The 12,036-nt window shown below is 66.0% G+C and carries 11 protein-coding genes; 8 read left to right on the forward strand and 3 right to left on the reverse strand.

Annotation, left to right across the window (positions count from 1 at the left end):
• Window positions 1-2: 2 nt before the first annotated feature.
• From trbE to BDW41_RS03875, 8 genes are read left to right on the forward strand one after another with little or no spacing between them, the layout of a single operon-like run.
• Window positions 3-2,453, forward strand: a complete 2,451-nt coding sequence (trbE, locus tag BDW41_RS03840; RefSeq protein WP_074546730.1) for a conjugal transfer protein TrbE — start codon at window positions 3-5, stop codon at window positions 2,451-2,453.
• Window positions 2,450-3,178, forward strand: coding sequence for a P-type conjugative transfer protein TrbJ (gene trbJ, locus BDW41_RS03845; RefSeq protein WP_074546731.1), 729 nt, complete (start codon window positions 2,450-2,452; stop codon window positions 3,176-3,178). The genes trbE and trbJ overlap by 4 nt, the downstream gene beginning before the upstream one ends.
• Before the next feature lie 11 nt (window positions 3,179-3,189).
• Window positions 3,190-3,483 (forward strand): hypothetical protein, encoded by a 294-nt coding sequence (locus BDW41_RS03850; RefSeq protein ID WP_074546732.1) that lies wholly within the window; start codon window positions 3,190-3,192, stop codon window positions 3,481-3,483.
• Complete coding sequence (gene trbL / locus BDW41_RS03855) at window positions 3,480-4,838, forward strand: P-type conjugative transfer protein TrbL (RefSeq protein ID WP_074546733.1); 1,359 nt, start codon at window positions 3,480-3,482, stop codon at window positions 4,836-4,838. Before BDW41_RS03850 ends, trbL begins: the two co-directional genes overlap by 4 nt.
• A gap of 12 nt (window positions 4,839-4,850) precedes the next feature.
• Window positions 4,851-5,555 carry a conjugal transfer protein TrbF gene (trbF, locus tag BDW41_RS03860; RefSeq protein WP_062737838.1) on the forward strand — a complete coding sequence of 235 codons (705 nt, stop codon included), beginning with the start codon at window positions 4,851-4,853 and terminating at the stop codon, window positions 5,553-5,555.
• Entirely contained in the window at window positions 5,552-6,538 is a 987-nt protein-coding gene (gene trbG / locus BDW41_RS03865; RefSeq protein ID WP_074546734.1) for a P-type conjugative transfer protein TrbG, read from the forward strand. Before trbF ends, trbG begins: the two co-directional genes overlap by 4 nt.
• A 2-nt stretch (window positions 6,539-6,540) precedes the next feature.
• Window positions 6,541-7,824 (forward strand): TrbI/VirB10 family protein, encoded by a 1,284-nt coding sequence (locus BDW41_RS03870; RefSeq protein ID WP_074546735.1) that lies wholly within the window; start codon window positions 6,541-6,543, stop codon window positions 7,822-7,824.
• Window positions 7,821-8,081, forward strand: coding sequence for a DUF2274 domain-containing protein (locus tag BDW41_RS03875; RefSeq protein ID WP_074546736.1), 261 nt, complete (start codon window positions 7,821-7,823; stop codon window positions 8,079-8,081). Before BDW41_RS03870 ends, BDW41_RS03875 begins: the two co-directional genes overlap by 4 nt.
• A 315-nt stretch (window positions 8,082-8,396) precedes the next feature.
• On the opposite strand, the gene BDW41_RS03880 is transcribed toward BDW41_RS03875, so the two are convergent.
• The 3 genes from BDW41_RS03880 to clpS all read right to left on the reverse strand — a co-directional run bounded on the left by BDW41_RS03880 (window position 8,397) and on the right by clpS (window position 11,962).
• Entirely contained in the window at window positions 8,397-9,020 is a 624-nt protein-coding gene (locus BDW41_RS03880) for a hypothetical protein (RefSeq protein WP_146217295.1), read from the reverse strand.
• 226 nt (window positions 9,021-9,246) lie between these two features.
• Complete coding sequence (gene clpA / locus BDW41_RS03885; protein ID WP_074546738.1) at window positions 9,247-11,514, reverse strand: ATP-dependent Clp protease ATP-binding subunit ClpA; 2,268 nt, start codon at window positions 11,512-11,514, stop codon at window positions 9,247-9,249.
• Window positions 11,515-11,635: 121 nt separating this feature from the next.
• Window positions 11,636-11,962 (reverse strand): ATP-dependent Clp protease adapter ClpS, encoded by a 327-nt coding sequence (clpS, locus tag BDW41_RS03890; RefSeq protein ID WP_074546739.1) that lies wholly within the window; start codon window positions 11,960-11,962, stop codon window positions 11,636-11,638.
• Window positions 11,963-12,036 lie beyond the last annotated feature (74 nt).

Below are 12,036 nucleotides of genomic sequence, written 5' to 3' on the forward strand. Positions count from 1 at the left end.
CGATGCTCAACCTCGCCGAATATCGCCAGCGTCCGGCCCTGCTCGCCGACTGGCTGCCGTGGGCGGGCCTCGTTGCGCCCGGCGTCGTGCTCAACAAGGACGGCAGTTTCCAACGCACGGCCCGATTCCGCGGCCCCGACCTCGATAGCGCAACCCAAGGCGAGCTGATCGCCACCACCGCACGCCTGAACAACGCGCTGCGTAGGCTCGGCGCCGGCTGGGCGCTGTTCGTCGAAGCCGAACGACGGCCGGCGGCGGACTATCCGCACTCGGATTTTCCCGAGCCGCTGTCGTGGCTGGTGGACGAAGAACGCCGTGCGACCTTCGAGGAAGCCGGCAATCACTTCGAGAGCCGCTATCACCTCACGCTGCAATACTTGCCGCCGGAGGAATCTCGCGCCCGCGCGGCCAAGCTGCTGTACGAGAACACGCCGACCGCCGGCGTTGACTGGCGCGAACGCCTGACCGCGTTTATTGCGGAAACCGGACGCATCTTCGATTTGCTCGATGGCGTTATGCCGGAGATCGACTGGCTCGATGACGCCGAAACGCTGACCTACCTGCACGCAACCGTCTCGACACGGCGCTACCGCATCGGCGTACCGGCGGTGCCGTTCCACCTCGATGCGCTGCTGGCCGACATGCCGCTGATCGGCGGCCTTGCGCCGATGTTGGGCGATGCGTACCTGCGAGTCGTGACCGTGCGCGGCTTTCCGACCTCGACCTGGCCGGGGATTCTGGACGACCTCAACCGGCTCGGCTTCGCGTACCGCTGGAGCACGCGCTTCCTCTGCATGGACAAGGCCGAGGCCGAAAAAGAACTCGGCCGGCTGCGGCGCCAGTGGTTCGCCAAGCGCAAGAACGTCCTCGCCTTGCTGCGCGAAACGATCTTCCAGCAGGAAAGCCCGCTGGTCGATACCGACGCGAGCAACAAGGCGGCCGACGCGGACGCCGCGATGCAGGAGCTGGGCAGCGATCAAGTTGCCTTCGGCTTTGTCACCGCCACCGTGACGGTGCTCGATGACGATGCCGACACGGCCGACGAGAAGCTGCGCATGGTGGAGCGCGTCATCCAGGGCCGGGGCTTCGTCACCATTCCCGAGACCCTCAATTCGGTGGAGGCGTGGCTGTCGTCGATCCCTGGCAGCGCCTATGCCAACGTGCGCCAGCCCATCGTTTCGACACTGAACTTGGCACATCTGATGCCGGTGTCGGCAGTGTGGGCCGGGCCGGAGAAGAACGACCACCTCGACGGTCCGCCACTGATCGTCACCCGAACCGAAGGCGCGACGCCGTTCCGGCTCGTGACCCACATCGGCGACGTGGGCCACACGCTGATCGCTGGCCCGACCGGCATGGGTAAGTCCGTCCTGCTCGCCACGCTGGCGATGCAGTTCCGGCGTTATCCCGGCTCGCGCATCTTCGCCTTCGACATGGGTCGCTCGATGCGGGCCACGGCGCTGGGCCTGGGCGGCGAGTATTACGACCTCGGTGCGGATGGCGCGATCGCGTTCCAGCCGCTCGCGCGCATCGACCAGGAGGGCTATCGCACCTGGGCCGCCGAATGGGTCGAAGGCCGCCTGACGCACGAAGGCGTCGCGGTCGGCCCCGACGAGAAGGCGGCCATCTGGTCGGCGCTCGGCAGTCTCGCCGGTGCGCCGCTCGAACAACGCACGCTCACGGGCCTGTCGGTACTGCTGCAATCGAACGCGCTGCGCCAGGCGCTTGCGCCGTATGTGCTCGGTGGCGCGCACGGCAAGCTGCTCGACGCCGACCACGACCGGCTCGGCATGGCCGACGTGCAGTGCTTCGAGATGGAAGAACTGATGCACAGCAAGGCCGCGGTGCTGGCCGTGCTGGGTTATCTGTTCGCGCGCTTCGAGGCGCGTTTCGACGGTGCGCCGACGCTGTTGATCCTCGACGAATCCTGGCTGTTCCTCGATGACCCGGTGTTCGCGGCGCGCATCCGCCAGTGGCTCAAGACGCTGCGCAAGAAGAACGTCAGCGTCATCTTCGCCACGCAGTCGCTCGCCGACATCAAGGATTCGAGCATCGCGCCGGCGATCATCGAGAGTTGCGCCGGCCGCATCTTCCTGCCGAACCCGCAGGCGACCGAGCCGCAGATTCGCGCGATCTACGAAGGCTTCGGCCTCAACAGCCGACAGATCGAGATCGTCGCCACCGCGGAGCCCAAGCGCGACTACTACTACCAATCCCGCGCAGGCAATCGCCTGTTCGACCTCGACCTGGGGCCGGTCGCGCTCGCGTTCGCCGGCGCCTCGACGCCCCAAGACCAGCGCGCCATTGACCGCGTGCTGAACGACGCTGGAGCACCGGGCTTCGCCGGCGCCTGGCTGCGCCACCGCGGCCTCGATTGGGCGGCCGACCTGCTGCCGTCCGCGCCATCCGCCGCGTCCTTCCTTGCTTCACAACCACAGGAGATTTCGCTATGAAGATTCGCCTTCTCGCCCTTGCTGTTGCTGCGTTCATCGGCGTTATGCCCGCTGCGCACGCGCAATGGGTCGTCGTCGATCCGACCAATCTCGTGCAGAACACGCTGACGGCCGTTCGCACGCTGGAGCAGATCAACAACCAAGTCCGGCAACTCCAGAACCAGGCGCAGTCGCTGATCAATCAGGCGCGCAATTTGGAGAGCCTGCCGTTCAACGTGGTCAGCCAGTTGCGCACGAACCTGGCGACCACTCAGCAGCTCATTGCGCAGGCGCAAGGGCTCGCGTTCCAGGTGCAGAACATGGATCAGCAGTTCGCGCGCCTGTACCCCGAGCAGTACGCCGCGACCGTGAGCGGCAATCAGATGTATCAGGACGCGCATCAGCGATGGCAGAACACGCTCGAAGGCTTGCAGACCGCGATGCGGATGCAAGCACAGGTCTCGCAGAACGTGACCGAGGACGAGAGCGTGCTGACCGATCTTGTCGGTCGGAGTCAGTCGGCCACCGGCGCTCTGCAGGCGATGCAAGCAACTAACCAGCTTCTCGCCTTGCAGGCGAAGCAGTCCATCCAGGGTCAGCAGCTCCAACTCACGCAAGGACGCGCCGTGTCGCTGGAACTCGCGCGCCAGGCCGCCGCCGTCGAACGTGGCCGCGAGGTGACGCAACGCTTTCTCGGCACCGGCACGGCGTACACGCCGCAGCCAGTGAACTTCTACGGCAACTGATCGGCACGGCCATGAAACGCGCGTCCGTCCTGTTCGCCTTCGCGTGCCTGCTGGCCGGCTGCGATCGGCCGCTGGCGCTTTCGGTCGATGCACTGGCCGCCGATCCGGTACAGCTGCATGCGCTGCGCACGCAGTGCCGCAGCGGCGAACACGACGGCGCGTTCTGCGCGCGTGTGAACCAAGCGGACCTACGCCGGTTCCTCTCAGGGCAGTCCGGACCCGACGAATACCAAACGCTGGCGGACCTGCCTTCTATCCCGGCCAGCTTCGACGGCCCCGATGTGCCGACGGAGGAACGGCCATGAACGATGTTTCGATCATTGACCACTTCCTCAACGTCTTCTCGACTTACATCGACTCTGGCTTCGGCCTGCTGCGCGGCGAAGTCGCGTTCCTGACTGCGACGCTGGTGGCGATCGACATGACGCTCGCTGGGCTGTATTGGGCGCTCGGCCACGCGACCGGCCAAGGCGAAGACGTGATGGCGAAGCTCATCCGCAAAGTGCTCTATGTCGGCGCCTTCGCCTACATCATCGGCAACTTCAACCTGCTGGCCGGCATCGTGTTCCGCTCGTTCGCGGGCCTCGGACTGACGGCCACCGGCTCGGCCGTGAGTATGGAGACGTTCCTGCAACCGGGACATCTCGCCAAGACCGGCATCGACGCCGGTATGCCGATCCTCGAACAGATCAGCGAGATGGCCGGCTTTCCCGAGGTGTTCATCAACATCACGCCCATCGTCGTGATGTTCCTCGCCTGGCTGACCGTCATCGTCTGCTTCTTCGTGCTGGCGGTGCAACTTTTCATCACGCTGATCGAGTTCAAGCTGACCACGCTCGCCGGCTTCGTGTTGGTGCCGTTCGCACTCTGGAACAAGACCGCGTTCCTCGCCGAAAAGGTACTCGGCAACGTGGTGTCGTCTGGCGTCAAGGTACTGGTGCTGGCCGTCATCGTCGGCATCGGAACGGGATTGTTCGCCGAGTTCCCGGTAACGCCCGACGAGCCTTCCATCGACCATGCGCTGGTCGTGATGCTGGCCTCACTCGCCATGCTCGCGCTCGGCATCTTTGGGCCAGGCATCGCCACCGGACTGATTTCCGGCGGGCCTCAGCTCGGGGCCGGTGCGATGGCTGGCGCGGCATTGGGCGCGGCGGGAACCGCCGTCGCGATCGGTGCTGCCGCCACCGGCGTCGGTGGCGCCGTCGCCGCCGGCGCTCGTATGGCGCCCGCAGCCGCTGGCGCCATCGGCAGCGGAGCGCGTGCCGCTGCTTCGACCGCCACTAGCGCGCGGTCGGCGTTCCAAGCTGGCTCCGCGGCGGCGGGCGGTGGCTTCAAGGGTGCTGCCGCGGGGATGGGCAATGTCGCCAGAGCTGGCGCACAGGCCGCTGGGCAGAAAGTCGCCGCCGGCGCACGCGCGTTTGGCGAGCGGGTTGCCGGTGCATTCCGTGGTGGGGATGGCACGGCCGCTGGTGCGTCTGCCCAAACCGGCGCATCCGAAGCTGGCCCGTCCTCCGCCGATCAAAAGCAACCCGCCTGGGCCAAGCGTCTGCATCGCCGCCAGCAGATCGCGCATGCCGCCACCACCGCTGCGCATACGCTGCGCGGCGGTGACGGCGGCGGCTCGGCGCAAGGCCCACGCCTGGGCGATTCCGATTCTTAAGGAGAACGAGCCATGCGATTCAAGCGACCGCAGGTGCGCTACGCCGACACGCCGCAGCCTGCCACCCCGTACCAAGCCGCCGCGCAGGCGTGGGACGAGCGCATCGGCTCGGCGCGCGTGCAGGCGAAGAACTGGCGGCTGATGGCCTTCGGCTGCCTCGTGCTCGCGCTGCTGATGGCGGGCGGCCTAGTCTGGCGTTCGGCGCAGTCCATCGTCACGCCCTACGTGGTGGAGGTGGACAAGACCGGCCAGGTACGCGCTGTCGGCGAAGCCGCCACGCCGTACCGGCCGGCCGATGCGCAGATCGCCTACCACCTCGCGCACTTCATCACGTTGGTTCGTTCGCTTTCCATCGACCCGATCGTGGTGCGGCAGAACTGGCTCGACGCCTACGACTACACCACCGACAAGGGCGCAGTCGTGCTCAACGACTACGCCAGCAAGAACGATCCCTTCGCCCGCGTCGGCAAGGAGTCGGTGACGGTGCAGATCACGAGCGTCACGCGCGCCAGCGACGCGTCGTTCAACGTGCGCTGGACGGAGCAGCGGTTCGTCAACGGCGCGCCGGCAGGCACCGAGCGCTGGAACGCCGTGGTGTCCATCGTCTTGCAAACCCCGCGCACCGAGCAGCGGCTGCGCAAGAACCCACTGGGTATCTACGTCAACGGCCTGTCGTGGAGCCGCGAGCTGGATGCGTCCGAAGGAGCCAAGCCATGAACCCGTCTTTCCGCTTTTACGCTTCCGTGCTGACCTTGGCGGCCCTGGCGGGCTGCGCCACGCAGGGCAAGCCGCCGCGCATCTCGCTCGACGAGCCGGTGCAGGCGCAGTCGCAACCCGAGCCGCCCAAGCCGGTCGCAGTGGTGGAGGTGCCGAAGGTGCTACCGATGCCGGCGCAGATGAAGCCGCTGCCGGAGGCGGACGACGTCAAGCCCGCACCCGAACCCGCCGATGAAACTGTGCGCGTCTCGCGCGCCAACGCCGAGGCGCGCATCGCGCCCACGCGCGAGGGCTACGTCAACGCGATCCAGGTCTGGCCCTTCACCGATGGCGCGCTGTATCAGGTCTATGCCGCGCCGGGGCGCGTGACCGTGATTTCGCTCCAGCCCGGCGAGGAGCTGGTGACGGTTGCCGCCGGCGACACCGTGCGCTGGATCGTCGGCGATACGTCCAGCGGCGCCGGGGACGCGCTGCGCGTGAGCGTGCTGGTGAAGCCCATCCGTTCGAGCCTCAAGACGAACCTGGTCATCACCACCAGCCGGCGCACCTACCTGATCGAGCTGACCTCGACGGACAAGGCGTGGATGGCGTCGGTGTCGTGGGAGTACCCGAAAGACCAGATGCTCGCGTTGCAGCGTCAGGATCGGGCCGCACAAGCCGCCGCGCCGGTCGATACCGGACTGTCACTGGAGAAGATCCGCTTCCGCTACGCGATCAGCGGCAACAATCCGCCGTGGAAGCCGCTGCGCGCCTTCGACGACGGCGAGAAGGTCTACATCCAGTTCCCGCCGGGCATCGCCCAAGGCGAGCTGCCGCCGCTGTTCGTCATCGGCGCGCAGGGTGACGGCCAACTCGTCAACTACCGCTTCCGCTCGCCGTACTACATCGTGGATCGGCTGTTCGGCGCGGCCGAACTGCGCTTGGGCGGCGACAAGGGCGACGTGGTGCGCATCGAGCGCACGGATGGCACGCGGGGGAACTGACCATGAGCCAGGACGACACCCCGGACGTACCCATTCCCGACGCGGCGCCGAAGGTCGCGCCGGAGAACGTGGCGCTGCGCGCGCAGCCGCGCCCGGTGACGCGCCTGAACCGGCGCACGCTGGCGCTCCTGACCGGCGGCCTTGGCGTCGCCGTGTTGGGCGCCACGCTTTGGTCACTGCAACCGAAACACCCGCGCAGCGGCAACGATGCGACCGAGCTTTACAACGTCGATCGCGTCTCGAAGTCCGAAGAACTTAACCAGCTTCCCGCCGACTATTCCAAGCTGCCGACGAAGGTGCCGGAACTGGGGCCGCCGCTGCCGGGAGACTTGGGGCCGGCCATCGTGAAGTCGCAGCCGCCGGTGGTGGCCAGCTACACGCCGCCCGGCCAGGATGCGGCGGCGGCCGAACGCGATGCGCTGCGCAAGGAGGCCGAGGCGGCGGCGGGTTCGTCGGTGTTCTTTCGCTCCAGTAATCAGCACACCGCGGCTGTGCCCGCGCAGACCGCTTCGGCTACACCGCCGTCTGGCCTCGCGGGCTTCGACCCGCAAGCCGCCGGGCCGGCCTCCACGGCGGCCCAGCCCGCCGATCCGACCGCCGTGCAGAACCGGCAGGACCAAAAAGAGGCGTTCCAGAAAGCTGGAGCTACGGAAACCCGTAATTCCGGCAACCTGCAAATGCCGACCTCGCCGTATCAGGTGATGGCCGGGACGGTGATCGCGGCGGCGCTGGTCACGGGCATCAAGTCCGACTTGCCGGGCGACGTCATCGGTACCGTGACGGAGCCGGTATACGACACCGCAACCGGCCGCTACCTGCTGATCCCGCAGGGTTCACGCATCTTCGGCAAATACAACAGCCAAGTCGCCTATGGACAGAGCCGGGTTCAAGTCGTCTGGAACCGCATCATCCTGCCCGACACGTCCTCGCTGACGCTGGACAACCTTGCCGGCGCCGACCCGGCCGGCTATGCCGGGCTGGAGGACGACGTGGACTACCATTGGAGCCGCTTGTTCGCTGGTGCGGCGATGACGACGCTGCTGGGTGTCGGCGCCGAGCTGGCTGCGCCGGAGAACCGCCAGAATGGTAATCGCGTCATCATCGCCGGGCGCGACAGCTTGCAGGACAGCGTGAACCAGGTCGGGCAAGAAATGACCCGGCGCAACCTCAACATTCAGCCGACGCTGACCGAGCGGCCGGGCCTGCCGGTGCGCATCATCGTCAACCGCGACTTGGTGCTACGGCCGTATCAGCCGCTGTTCTTCAACCGAGGGGCTTCACGATGAGCGCGCCGCGCAAGCTGCGGCTCGGGCCGCTGCCCAGGACCGAGAGCGTCAAGCTGACCTTCGCGTGCCCGGCCACGCTCAAGGCCGACCTCGATCGCTACGCAGCGGTGCACGCGCAGACCTACGGTGAGCCAGTCGATGCGCTGGCGCTGATCCCGCACATGCTGGAAGCATTCATCGCACGGGATCGAGGATTCAGGAAGGGCTCGACTGCGAAAGCGCCGACAGCGCCCCGGCGGGATACGCCCCCCACGTAGGCGGGCCACAGCTGCCACAGCCACGAAAGCGCAGGCCACCGACCTGCGCTTTCGCGTTTTAGGCTATGGTTTGCGATAGCCTTGTCGTACCATTCGAACAAGCCTTGTCAGAGGCTCGCTCGGGTAGGCTCAGACTCGCAGCCGCGTTGCTCCTATGTGGCTCCTAGCCTCCAAGAGCCGGATTGGCCGAGGAGTTGGCGCAACCGCCCAAACCCTTGTCATACTTAGACTTCAGCCGATGCGCCGCCGTTTTTGGAGTGCTTGACATCGGCCTTTTTTTGTTGCCTGCGCACCTGGCCCATTCAAGCACTTCGCTTACAGCCGTTGCGCGGAAGACGGCAGGATCCTGGGAAGCCCGTCTGCGCTCGCGAACCGCGGCTTCTCGCCCTGGCCGGGAAGCGTGCACGGCGCGCTGCCTTCATGGTCCGCGCTCGCGTCCATCGAGGCGTCGAGCGACAAGGCATGGAGCACGCCATCCACGTCCAGCACCGGGGCAAGAAACCGGCTCACCGGATGCAGGACGTCGTCCGCGTCCGACATGCCGCGGCTGAGGACAATACGCGAGCAATGGCGAAGCATCGGTTCGACATCGCGATGCACGACATTCATCGCATCCGATGCCTGATCCCCCAGCGACGCGACAAGCGGCGCCATCCGGGAAGCATTGGCCGCCTCATCCACCGGCAGACCGACCGCCATGCCGCCGATGCTCGCCAGGCTGATGGCGGGATTCATGCGATCCGATGGCGCAAGCGCGGCGTCACGGCCTTGCGGCCCTGGCGTCACGTACCCGATCCCATCGATGCCCAGGCTTTCCCGTGCGGTCTGGGGACCCACGTAGACGACCGAAGCAAACGACATCGTCGAAGCGATGAGACTGAGCAGGGTAACGCCACGGGTGGTCCAGGCCCGATAGCCCTTTGAGCAGGCAGAGTTCATACAAAACACCCAAGGAATGAAGAGGACGGCTCGCGGCAACGCATCGCCGCGCCGGTATTCCAAAGGTTAGGTTTGCCCCTGCACCCAAGACATAAGACAAGTCCCAGCGACTCTCAGGACGGTCTGAATGTGCGTTTTGCCGTTGCTGCTTGCCGTGCGAGCGCAAACGCGACAAGGGCGCCTTTCGGCGCCCTTGTCTTCACCATCAAGCCTTGAACCGAGGCGATCAGCTCACGGTGGCAGGCAGTGCCTCGGCCGCTTCGGTGGTCACCACCAGCTCGCCATCGGCCACGCTCAGGCGCACCTTGCCGCCGTCCGCCAGCTTGCCGAACAGCAACTCGTCGGCCAGCGGGCGCTTCACCTTTTCCTGGATCACGCGGGCCATCGGGCGTGCGCCCATCTGCGGATCGAAGCCATGCTCGGCCAGCCAGCGACGGGCATCGGCATCGACGTCCAGGCTCACGTGCTTCTCGGTGAGCTGGGCCTCCAGTTCGATCAGGAACTTGTCGACCACACGCAGGATGTGGTCGAAGTCCAGCGCATTGAACTGGATGATCGCGTCCAGGCGGTTGCGGAACTCCGGTGTGAAGCTGCGGCGGATCACTTCCATCGCATCCATCGAGTGGTTCTGCTTGACGAAGCCGATGCCACGACGCGACGCCTGCTGCGCGCCCGCGTTGGTGGTCATCACCACCACCACGTTCTTGAAGTTGGCTTCGCGACCATTGGTGTCCGTCAGCACGCCGCGGTCCATCACCTGGAGCAGGATGTTGAACACGTCCGGATGCGCCTTTTCGATCTCATCCAGCAGCAGCACGGCATGCGGATGCTTGGTCACCGCCTCCGTGAGCAGGCCGCCCTGGTCGAAGCCGACATAGCCCGGAGGTGCACCGACCAGGCGCGACACCGAATGCGCTTCCATGTATTCGGACATGTCGAAACGGATCATCTCGATGCCCAGCTGCATCGCCAGCTGCTTGGTCACTTCCGTCTTGCCCACGCCGGTGGGGCCGGCGAGCAGGAAGCAACCGATCGGCTTGGACGGATCGGCCAGGCCCGAACGCGCCATCTTGATGGAGGCGGCCAGCGCCTCGATGGCGGGATCCTGCCCGAACACCACCATCTTGAGGTTGCGTTCCAGGTTCTTCAGCACGTCGCGATCCGACGCCGACACCTGCTTGGCGGGAATGCGCGCCATCTTGGCGACGATGTACTCAACCTCCGGCACGTCGACCTTGCCGGTGCGCTGGTCCACGGGCAGCAGACGCTGGCGGGCGCCGGCCTCGTCGATCACGTCGATGGCCTTGTCCGGCAGCAGGCGGTCGGGAATGTGCTTCACCGACAGGTCCACCGCAGCCTTCAGGGCCTCGCTGGTGTAGGTGACGTTGTGGTGTTCCTCGAAGCGCGAACGCAGGCCCTTGAGGATCTCCACGCTGTCGGCCACGGTGGGCTCGACCACGTCGATCTTCTGGAAGCGACGGGCCAGCGCGCGATCCTTCTCGAAGATGCCGCGGAATTCCTGGAACGTGGTGGAACCGATGCAGCGCAGCTCGCCCGAGGCCAGCATGGGCTTGATCAGGTTGCTCGCGTCCATGGTGCCGCCCGAGGCGGAACCCGCACCGATGATCGTGTGGATCTCATCGATGAAGAGGATCGCGCCCGGCTGCTTCTTCAGCTGGCCGATCACCGCCTTCAGGCGCTTCTCGAAATCGCCGCGGTACTTGGTGCCGGCCACCAGCGCGCCCAGGTCGAGCGACCAGATGGTGGCGTTTTCCAGCACCTCCGGCACGTCGCCGTCCACGATGCGCTTGGCCAGGCCCTCGGCCAGCGCCGTCTTGCCCACGCCGGCCTCGCCCACGTAGAGCGGGTTGTTCTTGCGGCGGCGGCACAGCACCTGGATGGTGCGCTCGATTTCGTCCTGGCGGCCGATCAGCGGATCGATCTTGCCTTCCAGCGCCAGCTCGTTGAGATTGCTGGCGTATTCGCTGAGCGGGTTGCCCTTGGGCTCGGCGTCTTCCGACTCGCGCTCGGAGCCGGGCATGCTCTGGGACGGCTCGTCGCCGATCTTGGCGATGCCGTGCGAGATGTAGTTGACCACGTCCAGGCGGGTGATCTCCTGCTGGTGCAGGAAATACACGGCGTGGGAATCCTTCTCGCCGAAGATCGCCACCAGCACGTTGGCGCCGGTGACTTCTTTGCGGCCCGAGGACTGCACGTGGTAGACCGCGCGCTGCAATACGCGCTGGAAGCCGAGCGTGGGCTGGGTATCGCGCTCGTCACCGTGCGGCAGTACCGGTACGGTTTCGGCAATGATCTTTTCCAGCTCGCGCGTCAGGCGCGGCAGGTCGACGCCGCAGGCGCGCAAGGCGCCAAGGGCTGACTGGTTTTCGGTGAGCGCGAGCAGCAGGTGCTCCACTGTCATGAACTCATGACGCTGCTCGCGGGCCTGCTTGTAGCACTGGCCGATGGTGACTTCGAGATCCTTGCTGAACATCCGGACCTACTCCGCTGTGTGGCAGGGCGGCATTGCCGCGATGGCTACGAGATGGGGGGTACCCGATGCCTCTTCAATATCCATGCCACGAGTGGCAGGGAAACAGCCGCGAAACCCACTCTCAGAGCTTTTCCATAGTGCACAACAAAGGGTGCTGATGGGCACGTGAATATTCGTTCACCTGGGTCACCTTGGTTTCAGCGACTTCCCGGGTGAACACCCCGCAGACGCCCTTCCCTCGCGTGTGGACGTGCAGCATCACCTGCACGGCCCGTTCCTGGTCCAGGCTGAAGAAGCTCCGCAGCACCTCCACCACGAAATCCATCGGCGTGAAGTCGTCGTTCAGCAGAACCACCTGGAAGAGCGGCGGCCGGGCCACCTCCGGACGGGAGGTTTCCAGCGCCAGGCCATGACCGCTGCCTTGTTCGTGTTCGGGTTCGTGAGCCATGTTTCTACGTGAGATTTCCTTGGGGCAAAGTATACCGCCCAGGCCCTGCGGGCATCGTCAAAGGCAGATCGCCT

Origin of the sequence: Dyella sp. AtDHG13 (genome assembly GCF_003201105.1) — a bacterium.
GTDB classification, from domain to species: Bacteria; Pseudomonadota; Gammaproteobacteria; order Xanthomonadales; family Rhodanobacteraceae; genus Dyella; species Dyella jiangningensis_B.